Source organism: Achromobacter sp. SX5 (genome assembly GCF_056711425.1).
Window position 1 is genome coordinate 5,506,472 of record NZ_CM160041.1, and the last position, 22,410, is coordinate 5,528,881.

The 22,410-nt window shown below is 67.7% G+C and carries 22 protein-coding genes; 11 read left to right on the forward strand and 11 right to left on the reverse strand.

Annotated elements, in window-relative coordinates; genetic code table 11:
- Positions 1–2 precede the first annotated feature (2 nt).
- Positions 3–488: a GAF domain-containing protein gene (locus AC1M14_RS25860; RefSeq protein ID WP_479730684.1), complete on the reverse strand. Its 486-nt coding sequence runs from the start codon at positions 486–488 to the stop codon at positions 3–5.
- Positions 489–665: 177 nt separating this feature from the next.
- Between AC1M14_RS25860 and AC1M14_RS25865 the strand changes: the two genes are divergently transcribed.
- The 5 genes from AC1M14_RS25865 to AC1M14_RS25885 all read left to right on the forward strand — a co-directional run bounded on the left by AC1M14_RS25865 (position 666) and on the right by AC1M14_RS25885 (position 5,431).
- Entirely contained in the window at positions 666–1,862 is a 1,197-nt protein-coding gene (locus tag AC1M14_RS25865) for an aminotransferase-like domain-containing protein (RefSeq protein WP_102775372.1), read from the forward strand.
- A gap of 204 nt (positions 1,863–2,066) precedes the next feature.
- A complete protein-coding gene (gene ubiA, locus AC1M14_RS25870; RefSeq protein ID WP_102775074.1) occupies positions 2,067–2,993 on the forward strand; it encodes a 4-hydroxybenzoate octaprenyltransferase in 927 nt (308 codons plus the stop codon).
- Positions 2,994–3,046: 53 nt separating this feature from the next.
- The gene (locus AC1M14_RS25875) at positions 3,047–3,448 is read left to right on the forward strand and encodes a DUF1090 domain-containing protein (protein ID WP_102775073.1); all 402 of its coding nucleotides are present in this window, start codon (positions 3,047–3,049) and stop codon (positions 3,446–3,448) included.
- Between the two features lie 263 nt (positions 3,449–3,711).
- Entirely contained in the window at positions 3,712–4,104 is a 393-nt protein-coding gene (locus tag AC1M14_RS25880) for a DUF4148 domain-containing protein (RefSeq protein WP_102775072.1), read from the forward strand.
- Between the two features lie 211 nt (positions 4,105–4,315).
- Positions 4,316–5,431, forward strand: a complete 1,116-nt coding sequence (locus AC1M14_RS25885; RefSeq protein ID WP_102775071.1) for a saccharopine dehydrogenase family protein — start codon at positions 4,316–4,318, stop codon at positions 5,429–5,431.
- A 7-nt stretch (positions 5,432–5,438) separates the two neighbouring features.
- On the opposite strand, the gene AC1M14_RS25890 is transcribed toward AC1M14_RS25885, so the two are convergent.
- Positions 5,439–6,224, reverse strand: a complete 786-nt coding sequence (locus AC1M14_RS25890) for a 3-hydroxybutyrate dehydrogenase (protein ID WP_102775070.1) — start codon at positions 6,222–6,224, stop codon at positions 5,439–5,441.
- 101 nt (positions 6,225–6,325) lie between these two features.
- On the opposite strand from AC1M14_RS25890, the gene AC1M14_RS25895 reads away from it, so the two are divergent.
- The gene (locus AC1M14_RS25895) at positions 6,326–6,982 is read left to right on the forward strand and encodes a TetR/AcrR family transcriptional regulator (RefSeq protein ID WP_102775069.1); all 657 of its coding nucleotides are present in this window, start codon (positions 6,326–6,328) and stop codon (positions 6,980–6,982) included.
- A 3-nt stretch (positions 6,983–6,985) separates the two neighbouring features.
- On the opposite strand, the gene glcC is transcribed toward AC1M14_RS25895, so the two are convergent.
- The gene (glcC, locus tag AC1M14_RS25900) at positions 6,986–7,750 is read right to left on the reverse strand and encodes a transcriptional regulator GlcC (protein WP_102775068.1); all 765 of its coding nucleotides are present in this window, start codon (positions 7,748–7,750) and stop codon (positions 6,986–6,988) included.
- Positions 7,751–7,987: 237 nt separating this feature from the next.
- Here glcC and AC1M14_RS25905 point away from each other — a divergent pair, with 237 nt between their 5' ends.
- From AC1M14_RS25905 to AC1M14_RS25915, 3 genes are all read left to right on the forward strand, one after another.
- The gene (locus AC1M14_RS25905) at positions 7,988–10,162 is read left to right on the forward strand and encodes a malate synthase G (RefSeq protein ID WP_479730685.1); all 2,175 of its coding nucleotides are present in this window, start codon (positions 7,988–7,990) and stop codon (positions 10,160–10,162) included.
- A 118-nt stretch (positions 10,163–10,280) separates the two neighbouring features.
- Positions 10,281–10,898 (forward strand): TetR/AcrR family transcriptional regulator, encoded by a 618-nt coding sequence (locus AC1M14_RS25910; RefSeq protein WP_102775066.1) that lies wholly within the window; start codon positions 10,281–10,283, stop codon positions 10,896–10,898.
- Between the two features lie 246 nt (positions 10,899–11,144).
- Positions 11,145–12,005 (forward strand): cysteine hydrolase family protein, encoded by an 861-nt coding sequence (locus AC1M14_RS25915; RefSeq protein ID WP_479730686.1) that lies wholly within the window; start codon positions 11,145–11,147, stop codon positions 12,003–12,005.
- Between the two features lie 67 nt (positions 12,006–12,072).
- Here the strand turns inward: AC1M14_RS25915 and AC1M14_RS25920 are convergent, their stop codons facing one another.
- The 5 genes from AC1M14_RS25920 to AC1M14_RS25940 all read right to left on the reverse strand — a co-directional run bounded on the left by AC1M14_RS25920 (position 12,073) and on the right by AC1M14_RS25940 (position 15,737).
- Positions 12,073–12,660, reverse strand: a complete 588-nt coding sequence (locus AC1M14_RS25920) for a TetR/AcrR family transcriptional regulator (protein ID WP_209165906.1) — start codon at positions 12,658–12,660, stop codon at positions 12,073–12,075.
- A 126-nt stretch (positions 12,661–12,786) separates the two neighbouring features.
- On the reverse strand, positions 12,787–13,092 hold the full coding sequence (locus tag AC1M14_RS25925) for a DUF4148 domain-containing protein (RefSeq protein WP_102775062.1): 306 nt from the start codon (positions 13,090–13,092) through the stop codon (positions 12,787–12,789).
- 83 nt (positions 13,093–13,175) lie between these two features.
- Positions 13,176–13,481 (reverse strand): DUF4148 domain-containing protein, encoded by a 306-nt coding sequence (locus AC1M14_RS25930; RefSeq protein WP_479730687.1) that lies wholly within the window; start codon positions 13,479–13,481, stop codon positions 13,176–13,178.
- Positions 13,482–13,756: 275 nt separating this feature from the next.
- On the reverse strand, positions 13,757–14,269 hold the full coding sequence (gene ssb, locus AC1M14_RS25935; protein WP_102775061.1) for a single-stranded DNA-binding protein: 513 nt from the start codon (positions 14,267–14,269) through the stop codon (positions 13,757–13,759).
- Between the two features lie 283 nt (positions 14,270–14,552).
- Complete coding sequence (locus AC1M14_RS25940) at positions 14,553–15,737, reverse strand: MFS transporter (protein WP_102775060.1); 1,185 nt, start codon at positions 15,735–15,737, stop codon at positions 14,553–14,555.
- A 178-nt stretch (positions 15,738–15,915) separates the two neighbouring features.
- Here AC1M14_RS25940 and uvrA point away from each other — a divergent pair, with 178 nt between their 5' ends.
- Both uvrA and AC1M14_RS25950 read left to right on the forward strand, forming a co-directional pair.
- Positions 15,916–18,777: an excinuclease ABC subunit UvrA gene (uvrA, locus tag AC1M14_RS25945; RefSeq protein WP_209165907.1), complete on the forward strand. Its 2,862-nt coding sequence runs from the start codon at positions 15,916–15,918 to the stop codon at positions 18,775–18,777.
- Positions 18,778–18,807: 30 nt separating this feature from the next.
- Complete coding sequence (locus AC1M14_RS25950; protein WP_111826948.1) at positions 18,808–19,470, forward strand: glutathione S-transferase family protein; 663 nt, start codon at positions 18,808–18,810, stop codon at positions 19,468–19,470.
- Between the two features lie 7 nt (positions 19,471–19,477).
- Here AC1M14_RS25950 and AC1M14_RS25955 read toward each other — a convergent pair whose 3' ends face one another.
- From AC1M14_RS25955 to AC1M14_RS25965, 3 genes are read right to left on the reverse strand one after another with little or no spacing between them, the layout of a single operon-like run.
- Complete coding sequence (locus AC1M14_RS25955; protein WP_102775370.1) at positions 19,478–20,605, reverse strand: deoxyguanosinetriphosphate triphosphohydrolase; 1,128 nt, start codon at positions 20,603–20,605, stop codon at positions 19,478–19,480.
- 23 nt (positions 20,606–20,628) lie between these two features.
- The gene (gene aroB / locus AC1M14_RS25960; protein ID WP_102775057.1) at positions 20,629–21,705 is read right to left on the reverse strand and encodes a 3-dehydroquinate synthase; all 1,077 of its coding nucleotides are present in this window, start codon (positions 21,703–21,705) and stop codon (positions 20,629–20,631) included.
- On the reverse strand, positions 21,702–22,343 hold the full coding sequence (locus tag AC1M14_RS25965; RefSeq protein WP_111826949.1) for a shikimate kinase: 642 nt from the start codon (positions 22,341–22,343) through the stop codon (positions 21,702–21,704). Before AC1M14_RS25965 ends, aroB begins: the two co-directional genes overlap by 4 nt.
- Between the last annotated feature and the right edge of the window lie 67 nt (positions 22,344–22,410).

A 22,410-nucleotide genomic window follows, 5' to 3' on the forward strand; every position in this document is an offset into this window, starting at 1 on the left:
GATCACGCCAGGCTGGCCAGGAATACCGCGCACAGGGCTTCCATGCCCTGGCGGTCGTCTTCGTCGAAACGGCCCGGCAGCGGGCTGTCCACGTCCCACACGCCGATCAGTTCGCCGCGGTGCACCAGCGGCACGACGACTTCGGAACGCGAGGCCGCGTCGCAGGCGATGTGCCCGGGAAACGCATGCACGTCCGGCACCACCTGCGTCCGGCGCTGGCTGGCGGCCGCGCCGCAGACGCCGCGGTTCAGCGGGATGCGCACGCAGGCCGGCTTGCCCTGGAACGGCCCCAGCACCAGCTCGGCGCCGTCATAGAAATAAAAGCCCGCCCAGTTCAGGTCCGGCAGGGCCTGGTAGGCCAGCGCGCTCAGGTTGGCCGCATTGGCGATGCGGTCGTGTTCGCCCTCGAGCAGGGCGCGGGCCTGGGCGGCCAGCCCGGCGTACAGGGCGGCCTTGGAATCGGCGTGGATCGGGGCGGCTTCGAACATGGCGGAAATGTAACTGTACAGGCGATTATCGATGCAGGTGATTTTAGGGCCAGCCGCCATTATGGGGGCCGGGCTGCCGCCATGTGGGACAATGCTTTTCGCAAATTTCTCAACCGGGCCTCCCCAAGGGAAAAAAATGCCCGAACCTTCCTACCCTTCTTGATCAAGAAGCACTCCATGGACAAGCCTCTCGAACCTGCGTTTTCCTTTTCGGAACGCGCCCAGCAACTCACCAGCTCCGCCATCCGCGAGATTCTCAAGGTAACCGAGCGTCCCGAAGTCATTTCGTTCGCCGGCGGCCTGCCGGCGCCCGGCGGCTTTCCGGTAGAGGTAGTTCGCGCGGCATTCGACAAGGTACTGTCCACCAACGGCCGCGCCGCCCTGCAGTACGGCCCCACTGAAGGCTACGCGCCGCTGCGCCAATGGGTCGCCGACGACCTGAACAAGGCCGGCGCCAACGTCACGCCCGACCAGACCCTGATCGTGTCGGGCTCGCAGCAGGCGCTGGACCTGCTGGGCAAGGTGCTGATCGACCCGGGCAGCAAGGTGCTGGTCGAAGACCCCAGCTACCTGGGCGCGCTGCAGTCGTTCAGCCTGTACCAGCCCAAGTTCGTGCCGGTGCCCACCGACGAAGGCGGCCTGATCCCGGAAGCCATCACCCCTGAATTGGCCGCCGGCGCGCGCTTCCTGTACGCCCTGCCCAATTTCCAGAACCCCACCGGCCGCACGCTGAGCCTGGAGCGCCGCATCGCGCTGGTCAAGCGCGCCGCGGAACTGAACCTCACCATCGTCGAGGACGATCCCTACGGCGAACTGCGCTACGCCGGCGAGCCGCAACCCGGCCTGATCGCGCTGGCCGCCGAATACGGCGCCAACGTCGTGCGCCTGGGCACGTTCTCCAAGGTGCTGGCCCCCGGCCTGCGCCTGGGCTACATCGCCGCCGCGCGCCCGCTCATCGACAAGCTGGTGCAGGCCAAGCAGGCCACCGACCTGCACACGCCCACGCTGACCCAGATGGCCGTGTACGAGATCGTCAAGGACGGCTTCCTGGAAGAGCACCTGCCCAACGTGCGCGAGATCTACCGCGTGCAGGGCCGCTGCATGCTGGACGCCATCGCGCGCGAGTTCCCGTCCACCGTCACCTGGACCAAGCCTGAAGGCGGCATGTTCATCTGGCTGACGCTGCCCGAGCACATCGACACCACCGCGCTGCTGCAAAAGGCCATCGCGCAGAACGTGGCCTTCGTGCCGGGCGCGCCGTTCTATTGCGGCGCCGGCAAATCCAACACGCTGCGCCTGAGCTTCGCCACGGTGCCGGAAGACAAGATCCGCACCGGCATCGCAATCCTCGGCAAGCTGCTGAAAGCGCTGTAAGTTTCCCCCCCCGAAGCGCCCTTGGCGCTTCCCCCCAGGGGGCGCCGCTACGGACCGGCGGAGCCGGATCCGTGCAGCCCCGATCTGGGAGCGCTTGTGGCGTGCGGTGAGGGTGCCTCGAATCGCTCGGGGTTCTGCTGGACAGGAAGCCGGCGCGCGGTTGTTTTATGCTGTCGGTTTTCCTTCCTCCGTTTCGCCGTGACAGTGAGCGCCCCCCAACAATCTCCCGTCGACCTCTCCGACATCGTCTTTACCGACTGGGTTGAACGCTGGCTGCCGAAATCATGGCGGCCCTATGCCCGGCTTTGCCGGCTGGACCGACCCATCGGCACCTGGCTGACCCTGCTGCCCGCCGTCGCCGCGCTGGTGCAGGCCGCGGGCGGGCTGCCCGATCTGCAGCGCCTGATCGTGTTTTCGCTGGGCGCGCTGCTGATGCGCGGCATCGGCTGCACGGTCAACGACATGTGCGACCGCAACTTCGACAAGCACGTCGAGCGCACGCGCTTCCGGCCGCTGACCAGCGGCCAGCTCACGATGAAGAACGCCGTCTGGTTCCTGCTCGGGCAGTTGCTGGTCTGCGGCTCGCTGCTGTTTTTCCTGAACGAAATGAGCCGCTGGCTGGCGCTGGCCGTGCTGCCCTTCGTCTTCATCTATCCGCTGTGCAAGCGCGTCACGTACTGGCCGCAGGTGGTGCTGGGCATCTGCTTCAACTGGGGCATGCTGATGGCCTGGTCCGACACGCAGAACCATGTGCCGCTGGCCGCCATCGCGATGTGGGCGGGCGCCGTGCTGTGGCAGGTGGGCTACGACAGCATCTACGCCTACGTGGACGTGCGCGACGACCGCAGCCTGGGCCTGCACTCCACCGCCATGCGCTTCGGCGACCAGGGCAAGCTCTGGATCGGCGGCTTCTACGCGGCCACCGTGGCGCTGTGGGCCTGGGGCGGCTACGCCATCGGCCTGTCGTGGGCCTATCAGGTCGGCATGGCGGCGGTGGCGGTGCACCTGGCCTGGCAGCTCAAGGTGTTCGACATCCAGCGTCCCGACCGCAATTTCATGCTGTTTCGCGCCAACCTCTGGCTGGGCGCGTTGCTGGTGGCCGCCGCGCTGGCGGGCACCCTGATCCGCTGAAACGCGCCGGTTCGGGCGCAGACGGCCGCCATTCCCCCTTGATGGAGATCCGCATGCCCGCTTTGCTCAAACCCCTGGTCCTGGCCGCTGCGGCCGCCGCCGCGCTCGGCGCCCTGCCGGCCCAGGCCGCCGACTGCTCCGCGGCGCGCGGCTGCGCCGCCAAGTTCTGCCATATCGAAAACGACATCGCCGCGGCCCAGGCGCAGAACAACACGCGGCGCGAAGCCGGGTTGCGCAAGGCCCTGGCCGAAGCCCGCGCCAGCTGCACCGACAGCCGGCTGCAGGACAGCCGCGAAGCCAAAGTCCGCGACAAGCAGGCCGAAGTGGCCGAGCGCGAAAGCGAACTCAAGGCGGCCCGCGCCAAGGGCAAGCAGGACAAGATCGACAAGGCCCAGCGCAAGCTGGACGAGGCCCGCGCCGAATACGACGCCGCCCTGGCGGAACTGAACCGCTGATCCCGTTCGTCCCACCTTCCCGCCCCGCCGCAAGGGGCGCGGCCTCCTATTGCGTCATCAAATGGAAACATCACCATTGATGGGGTTATTTGGTGAAATAGCACCCGATTAGCCAAGATTTTGGAAAAATGTTTTCAGGTAATAAGGGTTTATCCCAGGGGTGATTGCGCACAGAATGCAACTCATCGGGACACAGCAAGCGAACCCCCAGGCAATCAGGCCGGCGGTTCGGCTCCCAAGCTCAAGATCAACGGAGGTCTGCCATGAAAACCCTTGCTACCGCTTTGATGCTGTCCATGTCCGTTCTGGCCGCCGGCGCCCAAGCCGCCGAAGCCGACCAAGGCGTCACGCGCGCCCAGGTCCAGGCCGAACTGCAACAAGCCAAGGCATCCGGCCAGTACACGTTCGGCGAAGAAGGCTATCCCGCCCCCATCGCCCAGACGTCCAGCCTGACCTCGCAACAGGTCCAGGCCGAACTGGCCCAGGCCAAGAACGCCGGCGAAGTGACTTTCGGCAACCTGGACTATCCGCCCGTCGCCGCCGCCGAAAAGACCACCACGCTGAGCCGCGCCCAGGTCCAGACCGAACTGGCGCAAGCCAAGGCGGAAGGCCTGGTCACCTTCGGCAACCTGGACTACCCGCCCCTGGGCAGCTGATCCCCTCCCACGGCCGCTTCCCCCCGCGGCCGCGAACAGCGCCCCAAAGCCCTCCGGCCCCGCCGGGGGGCTTTGTTTTTGCCGATTCGACGTTTATTAATGTCGAATCGACTATTTCTTAAGCCGATTCGACTTTCTGCTCTCTACACATCGACAGCGCGCGGGCATAGCATGAGGCCACTGCCTTCCCCTATCCACAGGAGTCCGCGCCATGTCCCTCGCATCATCGCCCCGTCCCATCCTGCTCCTGGGCGCCGGAAAGATCGGCTTCGCCATCGCCTTGATGCTCGAACGCAGCGGCGATTATCGCGTGCTGGTCGCCGACCAGGACCCCGCGCGGCTGCGGGCCGTGGCCGAACTCGGTTGCGAAACCCGGCAGATTTCGGATGACGACTCCGTGGCGCGCTGCATCGAAGGCCGCTACGCCGTCGTCAACGCACTGCCCTTCCATCGCGCCATCGCGGTGGCCGGCCTGTGCGCCAAAGCGGGCGTGCACTATTTCGACCTGACCGAGGACGTCGCCAGCACGCACGCCATCCAGTCGCTGGCCGCCGAGTCCCGCGGCGTGCTGATGCCGCAATGCGGCCTGGCCCCGGGCTTCATCGGCATCGTCGGCAACGCGCTGGCGCGCCGCTTCGACACCCTGCTGGACCTGCGCATGCGCGTCGGCGCCCTGCCGCGCTATCCCTCGAACGGCCTGCGCTACAACCTGACCTGGAGCACCGAAGGGCTGATCAACGAATACTGCAACCCGTGCGAGGCCATCGTCGACGGCCAGCTCACCAGCGTGCCCGCGCTGGAAGGCTACGAAACCTTCGCGCTCGACGGCGTGGAGTACGAAGCCTTCAACACCTCGGGCGGCCTGGGCACCCTGCCCGCCACCCTGCTGGGCCGCGCCCGCAACGTGGACTACAAGTCCGTGCGCTACCCCGGACACTGCGCCATCATGAAGCTGCTGCTCAACGATCTGCGCCTGCGCGACCGCCGCGACCTGCTCAAGGAGATCTTCGAAGCGGCCATCCCCACCACCGGCCAGGACGTGATCGTGATCCAGGCTTCGGCCTCGGGCCGGCGCGACGGCCGGCTGGAAGAAGAGTCCTACCCGGTGCGCATCTTCGGCGCGGACGTGGAAGGCCACCGCCTGAGCGCGATCCAGCTGTCCACGGCGGCGGGCATCTGCGCGGCGCTCGACCTGGTGGCCCAGGGCGTGCTGCCGCAGCGCGGTTTCGTGGGCCAGGAAGCGATCGACCTGGAGACCTTTGTGCACAACCGCTACGGCCGGGTGTATGCAGGCAAGCCCCTGGCGCTGGCCGGGGTCGCCCTCTGAGCGCGGCTTACTGCATGAACCAGCCGTGGCTCACGACGAATGACTGTCCGGTGAACGCGGCGCTCGGGAACGTGGAAAGAAACAGCACCGTCTGCGCGACGTCCTCGACGGTGGTGAAAACGCCATCGACGGTGCCGCCGAGCATGACGTCGCGCACCACCTCCTCCTCGGAAATGCCGAGTTCCTTCGCCTGCTCGGGAATCTGCTTGTCGACCAGCGGCGTCTTGACGAAACCGGGGCATATGACGTGCGAGCGCACGTTGTGCGGCGCGCCTTCCTTGGCCAGCACCCTGGCCAGGCCCAGCAGCGCGTGCTTGGCCGCGACGTAGGCCGATTTCAGGGGCGAGGCCTCGTGCGAATGCACCGAGCCCATATAGATCACGATGCCGCCCCGGTCGTCCTTGTACATGTGCTTGAGCGCGGCCTTCGTCGTCAGGAACGCACCGTCGACGTGGATCGCCTGCATCTTCTTCCAGTCGGCGAAAGCGTAGTCCTGGATCGGATTGACGATCTGGATGCCGGCGTTCGAAACCAGGATATCGATCGAGCCGAATTCCTTGGCCACCTGATCGATGCCCCGGTTGACCGCGGCTTCATCGGTGACGTCCATCGCCACGCCCACGGCTTTGCCGCCGGCGCTGCGGATCGCCTGCGCGGCCGCATTCGCGCCGTCCACGTTCAGGTCTGCGATCGCGACCGCGCAGCCGGCCCGCGCCAGCGTCATGGCGATTTCCTTGCCGATGCCGCTGGCCGCGCCCGTGACGACGGCAACCTTGCCATTCAGATTGTTCATGATGAACTCCTTTGAAAAATGCCGATGATCCGGCGATGCCGCGGAAAGCCCTGAATCCAGTATATTCATCGCCTGATGAATTAATCAACGACAGGCGGGCGATGAAATTGTCTTTTCCAGATTCCTGCGATGGAACGAAGCGCGCGCGCGGACGGCCGGCCGTCAGGGAGACCGTGGACCCGGACACGCTGCTCCATACGGCGCAGCAGGTATTTGCGCGCCACGGCTACGAAGCGGCCAGCGTGCGCGAGATCGCACGCACGGCCGGCGTCGACGCGGCATTGATCGCGCATCGCTTCGGCTCCAAGCAGGAACTGTGGACGGCCATCATCGACCGGATCGCCCAACGGGCCGAGCCCATGGTCGAGGCCACGCGCAAGCTGGCCGGCGAGCCGATGGCCCCACGGGAACGGGTCGAGCGGGCGCTGGCGCTTTTCGTCGACCGGGTCATCGGCGAACCGGACCTCGGCCTGTTCTTTTCCACGGCGGCGCTGGAAGACGGGGAGCGGCTCGACCTGCTGGTCGAGCGCGTGATGCGGCCGTACTACCGCGTGCTCACGCCGCTGCTGGCCGCGGCGATGGACGCCGGCGAGATGGCGCGCCACGATCCCATGGTCATGTCGATGATGCTGCTCAATGGCATCACCAAGACGGTGTCGTACAGCCACCTGCTGGGCCGCTTTTCATCGCTGCCGCAACGGCCTCGCGCCTTCAGGAAATCGGTGCTCGGCATCGCGCTGTCGATGCTGGGGCGCTAGACCCTAGGCCCAGCCTTCCAGGCGCAGCGTGGCGCGCACCAGGCGCTGTTCTTCCTGCTCGATATCCGACAGGCTGCGGCGCACGCTGTCCACGTGGTCGGCGGCCGCCTTGCGCGCCTGCTCGGGCTGGCGCCCGGTGACGGCGTTGAACAGCCGCGCATGCTGGCGGTCGATCTGGCGCTTTTCCGGCTCTCGGTGATACAGGTTGTTCACGCAGGCGAACACCGAACCCAGCAGCAGGTCTGTCAGGGATTGCAGCGTATGCACCAGCACCGGGTTGTGCGAGGCCTCGCAGATAGCGAGATGGAAGGCGTGGTCCAGGTGCGCGTGCGTCGTCATGTCGGTGGCCGCATCCTGCGCCGCCACCATTTCGTCGTAGCGCCGGCGGATCATGATGAAATCCGCCTCGGTGCCGCGTATGGCCGCCAGGCGCGCCGACTCCGCCTCCAGCAGCGAGCGCACCTCCAGCAGGTCGTAGAGCGTGCGCGGCTGCGAATTGAACAGGTGCATCAGCGGCCCGGCGTCCACCTTGGAGATCTGCGCCACGAACGATCCCTTGCCCTGCGAGGTATGGATGATCTCGCGCGCGCGCAGCAGCTTCAGCCCTTCGCGCAGGGCCGTGCGCGACACGCCCAGCTTTTCGGTCAGGCGGCGTTCCGAGGGCAGCGCCTGGCCGGCCTTGAGCACGCCGTCCAGGATCAGGCGCTCGATGCGCTCGGCCACCTCGTCCGCCACCTGGCGGGGTTTTGCTTCTGTTTCCGCGTACATGCGCTCTCCGTACCAGTGGTATGACCAAGCCCGCCCCCCATGGGAACCGGCCGATCAGGCCTCTGTAAGTAGCTGATATAAAACCATAAAAAATCAAGGTCTGCCCGGGACGACCAAAATAAACTGGTATGACCAGCGGGTTTTGATATGGACATCGCCGCTGGCGCGGACGATGATGTCGCGAAGAACCGCCCGGCGCGCGGCGCCGGCCAGCCTCACTTACCGTCAGAGAACCGCATGACTCAACGCATCCAGCACCACGGCCTGCAAGTGGCGGCCAATCTCAGCCAATTCATCGAACAGGAAGCGCTGCCCGGCACCGGCCTGGATGCCGACGCGTTCTGGCAGGGTTTCGCCGCCCTGGTGCAAGACCTGGCCCCCAAGAACCGCAAGCTGCTGGCCGAGCGCGACCGCCTGCAGGCCGAGCTCGACGCCTGGCACCGCGCCCATCCGGGCCCCATCGCCGACCCGGCCGCCTACCGCAAATTCCTCGAAGGCATCGGCTACCTGCTGCCGCAGCCGGCCAGCGTGCGCGCCAGCACCGACCGCGTCGACACCGAGATCTCGCAGCAGGCCGGCCCGCAGCTGGTGGTGCCCATGTCCAACCCGCGCTATGCGCTGAACGCCGCCAACGCGCGCTGGGGCAGCCTGTACGACGCCCTCTACGGCACCGACGCCATCCCCGCCACGCCGGGCGACACCGGCGGCGGCTACAACCCGCAGCGCGGCGCGGCCGTCATCGCCCGCGCCCGCGCCTTCCTGGACGGCGCCGCCCCGCTGGCCCAGGGCTCGCACGCCGACGCGCGCGGCTACACCGTCGAAGGCGGCCAGCTGCGCGTGGCGCTGGCCGACGGCGCCACCGGCCTGAAGTCGCCCGCCCAGTTCGCCGGCTACCAGGGCCCGGCCTCCGCCCCCACGGCCATCCTGCTGGTCAACAACGGCCTGCATTTCGAGATCCAGATCGACCGCGCCCACGCCATCGGCAGCACCGACGCCGCCGGCGTGAAGGACGTGGTGGTCGAGGCCGCGCTGACCACCATCATGGACTGCGAGGACTCGGTCGCCGCCGTCGACGCGGACGACAAGGTGCAGATCTACCGCAACTGGCTCGGCCTGATGAAGGGCGACCTCACCGAGGAAGTCACCAAGGGCGGCAAGACCTTCACCCGCAAGCTGAACCCGGACCGCCAGTACACCCGCCCCGACGGCTCGCCGCTCACCCTGCACGGCCGCTCGCTCATGTTCGTGCGCAACGTCGGCCACCTGATGACCAACCCGGCCATCCTGGACCGCGACGGCCAGGAAATCCCCGAAGGCATCCTGGACGCGGTGGTCACCAGCCTGGCCGCCCTGGCCGACCGCGAGCGCAAGCTGAACTCGCGCACCGGCTCGGTCTACATCGTCAAGCCCAAGATGCACGGCCCGGCCGAGGCCGCGTTCGCCAGCGAGCTGTTCGACCGCGTCGAAGACCTGCTGAAGCTGCCGCGCAACACCCTGAAAATGGGCATCATGGACGAGGAGCGCCGCACCAGCATCAACCTCAAGGCCTGCATCGAAGCCGCCGCCAGCCGCGTGGCCTTCATCAACACCGGCTTCCTGGACCGCACCGGCGACGAAATGCACTCCAGCATGGAAGCCGGCCCGATGATGCGCAAGGGCGACATGAAGTCCACCGCCTGGATCGCCGCCTACGAACGCAATAACGTGCTGGTCGGCCTGGACGCCGGCCTGCGCGGCCGCGCCCAGATCGGCAAGGGCATGTGGGCCATGCCGGACATGATGGCCGCCATGCTGGAACAGAAGATCGCGCATCCCAAGGCCGGCGCCAACACCGCCTGGGTGCCCTCGCCCACGGCCGCCACGCTGCACGCACTGCACTACCACCAGGTCGACGTGCAGGCGGTGCAGCAGGAACTGGAACGCACCAGCCTGGACAGCGTGCGCGACGAACTGCTGCATGGCCTGCTGACCGTGCCGGTGGGCGACCCGTCCAAATGGTCGGCCGCCGACATCCAGCAGGAGCTGGACAACAACGTGCAGGGCATCCTGGGCTACGTGGTGCGCTGGATCGACCAGGGCGTGGGCTGCTCCAAGGTGCCCGACATCCATAACGTCGGCCTGATGGAAGACCGCGCCACGCTGCGCATCTCCAGCCAGCACATCGCCAACTGGCTGCGCCACGGCATCACCAACCGCGACCAGGTCATGGAAACCTTCAAGCGCATGGCCAAGGTGGTCGACGGCCAGAACGCCGGCGATCCGCTCTACCGCCCCATGGCCGGCCACTTCGACACCTCGCTGGCCTTCAAGGCGGCCTGCGCGCTGGTGTTCGAAGGCCTGACGCAGCCCAACGGCTACACGGAGCCGCTGCTGCACAAGTACCGCCTGGAGTTCAAGGCCGCCCAGGCCTGAGCGCCGCAACCCGAACGGGCCGGACAGCGTTGGGGCCGGACGGCGTTGCTGTCCGGCCTTTTGCTTGTCCGCCGGAAAATATCGCGCCTTTTTCGCACGGTCGTGCTAAATTTGCCTCATGACCGCCAAAACCGAGAAAAGCGAACTGACCTTCGCGGCCATCGTCGACGCCGCGCTGGACATGGCCGCCGCGCAGGGCCTGGAAAGCCTGTCGCTGGGCCAGGTCGCCCGGCGCCTGGGCATCAGCAAGAGCGGCGTGTTCTCGCGCGTGGGCTCGCTCGAGGCCCTGCAGCAGGCGGTGCTGGACGAGTACGACCGGCGCTTCGTGGCCGCGGTCTTCACCCCCGCGATGGCCTACGCCCGCGGCTTGCCGCGGCTCAACGCCCTGGTGTCGCTGTGGATAGACCGCGCCAGCAACGTCGAAATGCTGACCGGCTGCATCTACGTGGCCGGGGCCTTCGAGTACGACGACGTCGAATCGCCGCTGCGCAGCGTGCTGGAGCACAATCTGCGGCGCTGGCGCGCGGCCATGGTCCGCACCGTGAACCAGGCGCTGGAAGCCGGCCACCTGCGCCCGGACACCGACCCCGAACAGCTGGTGTTCGAGGTCTACAGCCTGATGATCGGCCTGATGCACGACGCGCGCTTCCTGCGCGACCCCAAGGCCCACGACCGCGTGCGGGCCGCCTATGAACGCCTGATTTCCACCTACCGCAGCTTCAAGTACATCGGATAGCGCCGCCCGGACGCACCGGCGCGGCGCTTTGCTTACGCCCAATTTCGCACGATCGTGCGAAACATTCAGGAGCCTCACATGTGGATACTGATCGCCCTCATCGCCCTGGCCGCCGGCCTGCGCCTCTGGCTGCTATGGCGCGCCCTGCTGCGGCAACTGCCCGACCGCCCCGAGCATCTGGTACTTTTCTAGATTGCCATGGCCGTCCCGTTCTATATTTTCGGTTCGCCCCTACCGAACGTCGTCATGCCGCGCTCCTGCCATCTATTGATCATCGACCCGCAGAACGACTTCTGCGACCTGCCTCCCGCCTACCTGCCCACCGATCCGCTGACGGGCGCCGCGCTTGCGCCGGCCCTGCCGGTCGCCGGCGCGCACCAGGACATGCTGCGGCTGGCGCGCTTCATCGACGCCGCCGCCCCCGCGCTGACCGCCATCACCGTCACGCTGGATTCCCACCACCGGCTCGATATCGCCCACCCGACGTTCTGGTGCACCGGCGACGGCCAGCCGGTGGCGCCGTTCACGCCGATCACCGCGGCCCAGGTGCGCGCCGGCGCGTTCCGCCCGCGCCATGCCGACGACCTGCCGCGCACCCTGTCCTACCTGGACGAACTGGAGGCGCGCGGCCGCTACACGCTGATGGTCTGGCCCGTGCACTGCGAGATCGGCACGTGGGGCCACAACGTGCATGCGGACGTGCGCTCCGCCTACAGCCGCTGGGAAGACGAGCGCCAGTTCATCGTGCGCAAGGTCCCCAAGGGCGTGAACCCCTGGACCGAGCACTACAGCGCGCTGATGGCCGAAGTGCCCGACGCCGACGATCCCCGCAGCCAGCTCAACCGCGGCCTGCTCGACGCGCTGGACCGCGCCGAGATCATCCTGGTCGCCGGCGAAGCGGGCAGCCACTGCGTCAAGGCCACCGTCGAACACCTGGCCGAGCACCTGCCCGGCCGCGAGCTGTCGCGGCTGGTGCTGTTGACCGACTGCATGAGCCCCGTGGCCGGCTTCGCCGACGCGCAGGCGGCGTTCCAGCAGCGCATGCGGGACCTGGGCGTGCAGCAGCGCACCAGCGTCGACATGGCGCGCGCCCTGCTCGCCGCCTAGCCCCTGAAACGACACGGCCGCCTGCATCGCGCATGGCGGCCGTCGACGGCGACAGGGGAATCCGCGCTCAATCGTCTTTGTCCTCGCATTGCACATACAGCGCGCCGATCGCCTCGCACAGGGCGGCGGGCTGCTGGAACAGGCGCGACACCAGGATGCAGCCCTGCACCGTCGCGAACACCGCGCGGCCGGCCGCCTCGGGGGTGCCGGAAAACTTCATCGTGCCTTGCGCCGCGCCTTCGGCCAGCACGCGCGCCAGCCAGGCTTCGTGCGCCCGGAAGAAACCCTGCAAGGCGCCGCGCACCCGTTCCGGCAGGGAATTGACCTCGGCGGCCAGCATGCCGCCCAGGCACAGTTCGCCCGAACCGCAGGAACGCGATTCCATCAGCGACAGGTATTGGTCGAGCTGCGCCCGCGCGGGCTGCGCGGTGTCGATGCTGCGCACGGCGCCGAGCGCGCGCGCGCTGTAGGCTTCGACGGCTTCGTACAGCAGGTCGTCCTTGCCCGGAAAGTAATAGTGGATGCTGGACGTCTTCACGCCCACGTGCTCGGCCAGGTCGCGGTAACTGAAGCCGTTGCATCCGCGCGTGCGAATCAGCTTCTCGGCGTGGGCCAGTAGCAGTTCGCGGGTGGTGCTGGGGGTCGGAGTGTCCATGGCTGAATATTACCTACTAATAGGTCAATTCGTCATCGATGCGGCGGATTACGCCGCGGTAACGCCCGCGCGGGCCCCGGCGGGAAGATTCCCGCTTCCCGGGGCCCGCATGCGTCGGCATCACGCTCAGCCTTGCACGGGCGGATAGTCCAGCTCGCCGCTGTCGGTCAGGCCATGGGCGCGGGCGGCAGCCAGTTCCTGCTGCACCTGGGCGCGGGTCTTGTCGGCGCTGGCGGCGTAGGTCGTGGCGGCATAGCCTTCTTCGCCGAACTCCAGCTGGCCGGCGGCGCGGGCGGCGGCCAATTCCTGCTGCACCTGGGCGCGCGTCAGCGTGCTTTCTGTGTTCAGCGGCGGGGGATAGTCCAGCTCGCCGGCGTGGGCGGCGCCGATGAAGGAAGCGGACAGGATCAGGGCGGATACGAGGGTCTTCATGGTCGGGCTCCTAATGGATCGGTACGGCGATAGCGGTGTGGATGACGCTATCTATGTATAGATAGATGACTGGGGAAAAAAACTCAGCCCTGCACCGGCGGGTAGGCCAGTTCGGCGCTGTCGGTCAGGCCTTGCGCGCGGGCGGCGGCCAGTTCCTGCCGCACCTGGGCGCGGGTCTTGTCGGCGCGGGCGGCGTAAGTCGTGGCGGCATAGCCTTCTTCGCCGAACGCGAGCTCGCCATTGGCGCGGGCGGCGGCCAGCTCCTGCTGCACCTGGGCGCGCGTCAGCGTGCTTTCCGTGTTCAGGGCGGGCGGATAGTCCAGTTCGCCGGCCTGGGCGGCGCCGATGAAGGAAGCGGACAGGATCAGGGCGGATACGAGGGTCTTCATGGTCAATCTCCGGATAAGGATGGTGTTGCTGTTCAAACAAACTATCTACTTATAGGTAGATAACTGAGTAAATAAAAAAGACGGACTACTGTATTTCTGGTTTCGACGGCGGCGGATTCGGTTGGTGTGCTGCGTCGATGGATGAATCTTATCTACTACTAGGTAGATAGCGCCAGCGGTTTTGTGAAACTGAATATTTCACACCCCCGCCAACAAACAAAAAGCCCGCGCCCCCAAGGGGACGCGGGCCTGTACCCGCCGTGAATTCACCCGGCTTAGAACGGAATATCGTCGTCCATGTCCGCCAGGTTGGCGCCGCTGCTGGCCGGGGCCGCCGCGGGGGCCGGGCGCTGCTGGGGCGCCGGGCGTTGCGCCGGGGCGCGCTGCTGGCGCGGGGCCTCGTCGAAGCCGCCGCCACCGCCGTAGCTGGCGCCGCCGCCGCTGCTGTCGTCGCGTCCGCCCAGCATCTGCATCTGGTCGGCGACGATTTCGGTGCTGTAGCGGTCAGCGCCGGTTTCCTTGTCCTGCCACTTGCGGGTCTTGAGGCGGCCTTCGATGTAGACCGAGCGGCCTTTTTTCAGGTATTCGCCGGCGATTTCGGCCAGGCGGTTGTACATGACCACGCGGTGCCATTCCGTTTCTTCGCGGCGCTCGCCGGAAGCCTTGTCTTTCCAGGTGGAGGTGGTGGCAATGGACATATTGCAGATTGCCGCCCCGTCGGGGCTGTAGCGGACTTCCGGGTCGCGTCCCAGATTGCCCACGAGTATGACTTTGTTAACCGATGCCATGCCGTTGTCCCTCTGTTGTTGACAGCCTGCGCCTGTGCGTTGCCGCGGACGCGCCGGCAACAACATAAAAGCGATGTTGAAGACCGGCTTCATGAAACACGCCGGTCATCATTACGATGACCGGCGACGCCGGGTGAAGCCCTTGGATTGGTATGTATTATCGACGAAAAGAGTCCGGCGCGCCAAACGGAAATAGTGACAAAACCGTCCCCGTTGCTTCGGGATTTGCCCGCTGTTGGACGCCGTTCGGCGCGAGATCCGTGACTTTGCCGCCCACCAGGGTTTACGCCAGGGGCCGCAGCGCCCAGGTGACCGCCAGCCACAGCGCCGACAGCACGGCCGCGGCGATGAACACCGCGCTGGCCCCGGAATGCGCGGCCAGCCAGCCGCCCAGCGCGCCGCCGGCGAACAGGCCCGCGGCCTGGGCGGTGTTGTAGAAGCCCAGCGCCAGGCCCTTGTAGGCCTGCGGCGCCACGCGCGACACCAGCGAAGGCTGCAGGGCCTCCAGCACGTTGAACGCCACGAAAAAGCCCGTCAGCGCGATCGCCAGGGTATAGAAGCCGTGGCTGGCGGCCGGCAGCAGCGCGCACACCACGATCAGCCCCGCCACCGACGCGCGCAGCGCGCCGCGGTGGGCGCGGCGTTTTTCGGCGACGAACACCACCGGCACCATCAGCACGAAGGACACCAGGATCACCGGCAGATAGACCTTCCACAGGTCGCGCGCGTCCAGGCCGCCGGCCTGCGCCAGCAGCGCCGGCACCACCACGAACAGCGACACCTGGATCAGGTGCAGCACGAACACGCCGAAGTTCAGGCGCAGCAGGTCGCGGTGGGTCAGGACCTCGCGCGGCCTGGCCGCCTGCATGCTGCGGGCCTGCGTGCGCGGCACCACCGGCACGACGAAGCGCGCCACGGCCACACAGACGACGCCCAGGCAGGCGATGGTCCAGAACAGGCCCGACAGGCCCCACCAGCCCACCAGCACGGGCGAGAGCACCAGCGACACGGCGAAGGACAGACCGATCGACCCGCCCACCATGGCCATGGCGCGCGTGCGCACCTCGTCGCGGGTGGCGTCCGCCAGCCAGGCGGTGACCGCCGCGGAGATCGCGCCGGCGCCCTGGATGGCGCGGCCGATGGTGATCCAGTAGACGTCCGGGGCCTGCGCGCAGACGACGCTGCCGATCACGAACAGCAGCAGGCCGAACAGGACCACCGGACGCCGCCCCCAGCGGTCGGACGCCAGGCCGAACGGGATCTGCATGAACGCCTGGGTCAGGCCGTACATGCCCAGCGCCAGGCCGACGCGGGCCGGGTCGTCGCCGCCCGGCATGCCGCTGGCGGCCACGGCGAACACGGGCAGCAACAGGAACAAGCCCAGCATCCGCGCGGCGAACAGGCCCGCCAGCGCCACGCTGGCGCGGCGCTCGGACGGAGTCAATTTCAGTTTTTTATCTGCCGGCATGCGGAAATTTCAACAATGACTGGGGCTATGCGCGCGCGTGGGAGTCATACGCTCACGGTCTGATTTGGCGGTGCGGCGCCGGCCCCGGGGCCTGCGAGGGCTGGAGGACTGCCCGGAACGCGAGGGGGGCCGGCGCGCTATAGTACCAAGTTGGCCTTTGAAACCGCTTAAGAGCCCGATGGACGCGATACGCATTCGGGGTGCCCGCACCCACAATCTCAAGAACGTCTCGCTGGACCTGCCGCGCCACAAACTGGTGGTCGTGACCGGCTTGTCCGGCTCGGGCAAGTCTTCCCTGGCGTTCGACACCCTGTACGCCGAGGGCCAGCGGCGCTACGTGGAGAGCCTGTCCGCCTACGCCCGCCAGTTCCTGCAGCTGATGGACAAGCCGGACGTGGACCTGATCGAGGGGTTGTCGCCGGCCATCTCGATCGAGCAGAAGGCCGCAGGGCACAACCCCCGCTCCACCGTCGGCACCATCACCGAAATCCACGACTACCTGCGCCTGCTGTACGCGCGGGTCGGCACGCCCTATTGCCCGGACCACGGCCTGCCGCTGCAGGCGCAAAGCGTCAGCCAGATGGTGGACGCGGTGCTGGCCTGGGCGCCCGAGACCCGGCTGGCGGTGCTGGCGCCGATCGCACGCGGCAAGAAAGGCAGTTTCGAGGACGAATGCGCCAGCCTGCAGGCGCAGGGCTACGTGCGCCTGCGCGTCGACGGCCAGATGATGGAAATCGACGGCATGGCGCCGCTGAAGAAGACCGAGAAGCACGATATCGACGTCGTCATCGACCGCCTGCGCATCCGGCCCGAAAGCAAGCAGCGCCTGGCCGAGAGCTTCGAGACCGCCCTGCAGCTGGCCGACGGCCGCGCGCTGGCGCTGGACATGGACGGCGGGCGCGAACAGGTCTTCTCCAGCCGCTACGCCTGCCCGGTTTGCAGCCACAGCCTGCCCGAGCTGGAGCCGCGCCTGTTCAGCTTCAACAATCCCATGGGCGCCTGCCCCAGTTGCGACGGCATCGGCCAAGTCGGCTTCTTCGACCCCAAGCGCGTGGTCGCCTTCCCCGAACTGAGCCTGGCCGCCGGCGCCATCCGCGGCTGGGACCGCCGCAACGCGTTCACGCACTCGCTTCTGACCAGCCTGGCGGCGCACTACGAATTCGACATCGAAACGCCCTTCGAGGAGCTGCCCGAGGCGCTGCGCGACAAGGTGCTGTACGGCTCGGGCGACGAGGAAATCTCGTTTCTCTACCTCAACGAGAAAGGCCGCAGCACGGTCAAGCGCCACACGTTCGAGGGCGTGATCCCGAACCTGGAACGCCGCTGGCGCGAGACCGATTCGGCCACCGTGCGCGAGGAGCTGGGCAAGTACCGCAACATCAAGACCTGCCCGGACTGCGCCGGCTCGCGCCTGCGCCCCGAGGCGCGCAACGTACTGATCGGCCAGGACCCGCGCGGCGGCGAGCGCCACGGCCAGGCCATCTACGAGGTCGAGGCCATGCCGCTGTCGACCTGCCTGGCGTGGTTCCGCGCGCTCAGCCTGACCGGCGCCAAGCAGGAGATCGCGCAGCGCATCGTGCGCGAGATCGAGGCGCGCCTGAGCTTTCTGAACAACGTGGGGCTGAACTACCTGTCGCTGGACCGCAGCGCCGACACCATCTCGGGCGGCGAGGCGCAGCGCATCCGCCTGGCCAGCCAGATCGGCTCGGGCCTGACCGGCGTGATGTACGTGCTGGACGAGCCCTCCATCGGCCTGCACCAGCGCGACAACGACCGCCTCATCGGCACCCTGCAGCACCTGCGCGACCTGGGCAACAGCGTCATCGTGGTCGAGCACGACGAGGACATGATCCGCATGGCCGACTGGGTCGTGGACATGGGCCCGGGCGCCGGCGAGCACGGCGGCGAAGTGGTGGCCCAGGGCGACCCCGACACGGTGCAGCGCGATCCGGCCTCGCTGACCGGCCAGTACCTCAGCGGCGCGCGCGCCATCGCGATTCCCGAGCGCCGCCCGGTCGGCGACGACCAGCCCTGGCTGGTGCTGTCGGGCGCCACCGGCAACAACCTGAAGAACGTGGACCTGCGCATCCCGGCGGGCCGCCTGGTCTGCGTGACCGGGGTTTCCGGATCGGGCAAGTCCACCCTGGTCAACGACACGCTGGCCGTCGCCGTCTCGCGCCAGCTGCACCACGCGCAAAGCGAGCCCGCCCCCTACGCCTCGATGCAGGGACTGGAGAATTTCGACAAGATCATCAGCGTGGACCAGAGCCCCATCGGGCGCACGCCGCGCAGCAACCCGGCCACCTACACGGGCCTGTTCACGCCCATCCGCGAGCTTTTCGCCGGCGTGCCCGAGGCGCGCACCCGCGGCTACGATCCGGGCCGCTTCAGCTTCAACGTCAAGGGCGGGCGCTGCGAGGCCTGCCAGGGCGACGGCGTGGTCAAGGTGGAGATGCACTTCCTGCCGGACATGTACGTGCCCTGCGACGTCTGCCACGGCAAGCGCTACAACCGCGAGACGCTGGAGATCCGCTACCGCGGCCGCAACATCAGCGAGGTGCTGGACCTGACGGTGGAGCAGGCGCTCGAATACTTCGAGTCCGTGCCGGCCATCGCGCGCAAGCTGCACACGCTGATCGACGTGGGCCTGTCCTACATCCGGCTGGGCCAGAGCGCCACCACCCTGTCCGGCGGCGAAGCGCAGCGCGTGAAGCTGTCGCAGGAACTGTCGCGCCGCAGCACCGGGCGCACGCTGTACATCCTGGACGAGCCCACCACGGGCTTGCATTTCCGCGATATCGAGCTGCTTTTGCAGGTGCTGAACCAGCTGGTCGACAGCGGCAACACGGTGCTCATCATCGAGCACAACCTGGACGTCATCAAGACGGCCGACTGGATCGTCGACATGGGCCCCGAGGGCGGCGACGGCGGCGGCCGCGTGGTCGCCCAGGGCACGCCCGAGGAGGTCGCCGCCACCGAGGCCAGCCACACCGGCCAGTACCTGGGCAAGCTGCTGCGCCGCACCGCGCAACAATCGTGACCACTCTCAACCCATAAGGGGACCCGCGGCATGTACACCCTGATCATCGCCAACAAGAACTACTCTTCCTGGTCCATGCGGCCGTGGATCGCGCTGCGCGCCGCCGGCATCCCCTTCGAAGAGCAGAAGCTCGCATTGTTCTCCGAGGCGTTCGCGCAACGCCTGGGCGCGCTCACGCCGGCGGGCCTGGTGCCCGTGCTGCTGGACGGCGACTTCGCGGTCTGGGATTCGCTGGCCATCTGCGAGTACGCGGCGGAACGCCATCCCGAGGCGCAGCTGTGGCCGCAGGACGCGCGCGCCCGCGCCCGGGCGCGCTCGCTGTCCGCCCAGATGCACAGCGGCTTCGGCGCGCTGCGCCAGGCGCTGCCGATGAACATCGAAGCCCATCTGCCCGGCATCGACCTGCCCGAGGCCGCGCGCCAGGACATCGCCCGCGTGCAGGCCCTCTGGCAGGACACCCGCGCCGAATTCGGCCGCGGCGGGCCGTTCCTGTTCGGCGCGTTCTCCATCGCCGACGCCTTTTTCGCGCCCGTGGTGTCGCGCTTCACCACCTACGGCATCGCAGCCGCCGGCCCGGTGCGCGACTACATGGACGCCGTGCTGGCCCTGCCCGCCATGCAGTCGTGGATGCAGGAAGCCCGCGCCGAAGCCACCTTCGTGCCCGAGGACGAGCCGTACCGCAAGCACCGGTGATACGCCGTCACGACATCTCGAACAAACGCCGGTGCTCCCGGATCGCGTAGCGATCCGTCATGCCGGCGATGTAGTCGGCGATGGCGCGGGGCTGCTGGTCCGGCGCCGGGCGGCGGTAGTCGGGCGGCAGCAGGCGCGGATCTTCCAGGAAGGCGACGAACAGTTCGCGCACGATGCGGCGCGCCTTGGTGGTCATGCGCAGCACGCGGTAGTGGCGGTACAGGTTGTCGAACAGGAATTTCTTCAACTGGTCGGCCTCGCGCCGGATTTCTTCGGAAAAGCTCGCCAGCGGCGGGGCGCGGCGCACATCGTCGGCGCTGGCCGGCGCGTATTCGCGGATGCGCGCCAGCGAGGTGCGCGTCAGGTCGACGATCAGCGTGTTGATCATCCGCCGTATGGTTTCGGCCACCGCGCGGCGCGGCGCCAGGCCGGGATAGCGCAGCAGCACGTGGGCGTGGTGGCGCTCGAAGATCGACACCTCCTGCAGCTGCTCCAGCGTGATCAGGCCGGAACGCAGGCCGTCGTCGATGTCGTGGTTGTTGTAGGCGATCTCGTCGGCCAGATTGGCCAGCTGCGCTTCCAGCGAGGGCTGGGTGCGGTTGAGAAAGCGCTCGCCCACTTCGCCCAGCTGGCGCGCGTGAGCCGCCGAGCAATGCTTCAGGATGCCCTCGCGCGTTTCGAAGCACAGGTTCAGGCCGTTGAAGTCCGCATAGCGTTCCTCCAGCTCGTCCACCACGCGCAGGCTCTGCAGGTTGTGCTCGAAGCCGCCGGCCTCGGGCGCCAGTTCGCGCATGCAGGCGTTCAGCTCGTCCTGGCCGGCATGGCCGAAAGGCGTATGGCCCAGGTCGTGGGCCAGCGAGATGGCTTCGGTCAGGTCTTCCGACAGGCCCAGGCTGCGGGCCAGGGTGCGCGCGATCTGCGCGACTTCCAGGCTGTGCGTCAGCCGGGTGCGGAACAGGTCGCCTTCGTGGTTGACGAAGACCTGGGTCTTGTACTCCAGGCGCCGGAAAGCGCCCGAATGCACGATGCGGTCGCGGTCGCGCTGGAATTCGGTTCGGTTTTCCGGCGGCGGCTCGGCATAGGTCCGTCCGCGCGATTGAGACGGGTGGGATGCATAGGAAGCCAGTTCTTTCATCTGCAACACCGCCCTCCTCGCGGTTATTGGGTGGTGCGGGCCAGCACGGCGCGCACGGCATCGTCGGGCGCCGCCTGGATGACGGCCGCGCCGATGCGGTTCATGAGCACGTAGCGGATCGAGCCGCCCTCGGTTTTCTTGTCCACCTGCATGAGTTCCAGCCACCGGTCCGCGCCCAGGTCCGGCGCCACGGCCGGGCAGCCGATGGCGGCCACCAGGGCGCGCACGCGGGCCACGTCGTCGCGGTCGAACCCGGCCACGTCGGCGGAAAGCTCGGCGGCCTGCACCATGCCGCAGCCCACCGCCTCGCCGTGCAGCCAGGCGCCGTAGCCCAGCCCCGATTCGATGGCGTGGCCGAAGGTGTGGCCCAGGTTCAGGATGGCGCGCAGCCCGGATTCGCGTTCGTCCTTGCCCACCACCTGCGCCTTCAGCTCGCAGGAGCGGCGGATGGCGTAGGCGATGGCGTCCGGGTCCAGCGCGCGCAGCTTCTGCACGTTTTCCTCGCACCAGGCCCAGAAGCCGGCGTCCAGGATCAGCCCGTACTTGATGACTTCGGCCAGGCCCGCCGATACCTCGCGCGCCGGCAGCGTGCCCAGCACGTCGGTGTCGATCTCGACGGCGATCGGCTGGTAGAAGGCGCCGATCATGTTCTTGCCCAGCGGATGGTTGACGGCGGTCTTGCCGCCGACCGAGGAGTCCACCTGGGCCAGCAGCGTCGTGGGCACCTGCAGGAAGCGCACGCCGCGCATGTAGACCGCGGCGGCAAAGCCGGTCATGTCGCCGATCACGCCGCCGCCCAGCGCCACCAGCACGCAGCGCCGGTCCAGGCGCTGCGCCAGCAGCGCGTCGAAGATCAGGTTCAGCGACTGCCAGTCCTTGTAGGCCTCGCCGTCGGGCAGCTCGATGCGCAGCACCCGCTTGCCGCTGCGGGCCAGCGCGGCTTCGGCGCGCTCGCCGTACAGGGCGGCCACGGTGGGATTGGTCACCACGGCGATGGCGGTGGCGTCGGCCGGAATGCACTGGTCCAGGGCGTCCAGGCGGCCCGGGCCGATATGGATGGGATAGCTCCCGCCCGGGGTTTCGACGTCGACTACGTTCATATGCGCTTCTCGAAGGCTTGCAGTTGGGGCAGCAGGGCCTTGACCAGGGTGTGGACGGGCATGGTGCCGGTTTCCACGACCATGTCGGCCACTTCTTTGTAAAGGGGTTCGCGCAGCGTCATCAACTCGCGCAGGGTGCCGCGCGGGTCGGCGGTGGCCAGCAGCGGACGGTTGCGGTCGCGGCAGGTGCGGCGGAACAGTTCGTCCACGCTGGCCCGCAGATAGACCACGATGCCGCGCTCGTGCAGGCGCTGGCGGTTTTCCGCCGCCAGGATGGCGCCGCCGCCGGTGGCGAGAATAATGTTGCGCCGTTGGGTACACTCTTCCAAGGCGGCAGCTTCCCGGCGACGGAAACCGGCTTCGCCTTCGATTTCGAAGATTACCGGCACCCGCACGCCGCAACGCGCCTCGAGCTCATGATCCAGATCCACAAACTCGCGCCCCAGCGCACGCGCCAGGCCACGGCCGATGGTGGTCTTGCCCGCGCCCATCATGCCCACCAGGAAGACGGGCAGATCGTGCGGCAGCGACGCGGTCGCGCCTGCGCACTCCGCGGCACAAGGCGGATTTTCGGGCGTCTCGCCGGGGGACGCCGGGTCCGGGGCAGCCTCCGGACATGAGATAGCGGAAACGTTCATGCCGGCATTATCACATTGCCCGCAAGTTGCCCGCGCACCACACTGCACAATCTTGTTACAGAAACCG

Bases quoted from the DNA above. Each gene is read 5' to 3' on its own strand.
- glcC (WP_102775068.1), bottom strand. From the start codon at position 7,750: ATGTACGCGGAAACAGAAGCAAAACCCCGCCAGGTGGCGGACGAGGTG.
- AC1M14_RS25955 (WP_102775370.1), bottom strand. From the start codon at position 20,605: ATGAAAGAACTGGCTTCCTATGCATCCCACCCGTCTCAATCGCGCGGA.
- AC1M14_RS25965 (WP_111826949.1), bottom strand. From the start codon at position 22,343: ATGAACGTTTCCGCTATCTCATGTCCGGAGGCTGCCCCGGACCCGGCG.
- ssb (WP_102775061.1), bottom strand. From the start codon at position 14,269: ATGGCATCGGTTAACAAAGTCATACTCGTGGGCAATCTGGGACGCGAC.
- AC1M14_RS25895 (WP_102775069.1), top strand. From the start codon at position 6,326: ATGAAATTGTCTTTTCCAGATTCCTGCGATGGAACGAAGCGCGCGCGC.
- AC1M14_RS25890 (WP_102775070.1), bottom strand. From the start codon at position 6,224: ATGAACAATCTGAATGGCAAGGTTGCCGTCGTCACGGGCGCGGCCAGC.
- AC1M14_RS25905 (WP_479730685.1), top strand. From the start codon at position 7,988: ATGACTCAACGCATCCAGCACCACGGCCTGCAAGTGGCGGCCAATCTC.
- AC1M14_RS25925 (WP_102775062.1), bottom strand. From the start codon at position 13,092: ATGAAGACCCTCGTATCCGCCCTGATCCTGTCCGCTTCCTTCATCGGC.
- AC1M14_RS25880 (WP_102775072.1), top strand. From the start codon at position 3,712: ATGAAAACCCTTGCTACCGCTTTGATGCTGTCCATGTCCGTTCTGGCC.
- AC1M14_RS25865 (WP_102775372.1), top strand. From the start codon at position 666: ATGGACAAGCCTCTCGAACCTGCGTTTTCCTTTTCGGAACGCGCCCAG.
- AC1M14_RS25915 (WP_479730686.1), top strand. From the start codon at position 11,145: ATGCCGCGCTCCTGCCATCTATTGATCATCGACCCGCAGAACGACTTC.
- AC1M14_RS25950 (WP_111826948.1), top strand. From the start codon at position 18,808: ATGTACACCCTGATCATCGCCAACAAGAACTACTCTTCCTGGTCCATG.
- AC1M14_RS25920 (WP_209165906.1), bottom strand. From the start codon at position 12,660: ATGGACACTCCGACCCCCAGCACCACCCGCGAACTGCTACTGGCCCAC.
- AC1M14_RS25930 (WP_479730687.1), bottom strand. From the start codon at position 13,481: ATGAAGACCCTCGTATCCGCCCTGATCCTGTCCGCTTCCTTCATCGGC.
- AC1M14_RS25885 (WP_102775071.1), top strand. From the start codon at position 4,316: ATGTCCCTCGCATCATCGCCCCGTCCCATCCTGCTCCTGGGCGCCGGA.
- AC1M14_RS25910 (WP_102775066.1), top strand. From the start codon at position 10,281: ATGACCGCCAAAACCGAGAAAAGCGAACTGACCTTCGCGGCCATCGTC.
- AC1M14_RS25875 (WP_102775073.1), top strand. From the start codon at position 3,047: ATGCCCGCTTTGCTCAAACCCCTGGTCCTGGCCGCTGCGGCCGCCGCC.
- AC1M14_RS25940 (WP_102775060.1), bottom strand. From the start codon at position 15,737: ATGCCGGCAGATAAAAAACTGAAATTGACTCCGTCCGAGCGCCGCGCC.
- uvrA (WP_209165907.1), top strand. From the start codon at position 15,916: ATGGACGCGATACGCATTCGGGGTGCCCGCACCCACAATCTCAAGAAC.
- aroB (WP_102775057.1), bottom strand. From the start codon at position 21,705: ATGAACGTAGTCGACGTCGAAACCCCGGGCGGGAGCTATCCCATCCAT.
- AC1M14_RS25860 (WP_479730684.1), bottom strand. From the start codon at position 488: ATGTTCGAAGCCGCCCCGATCCACGCCGATTCCAAGGCCGCCCTGTAC.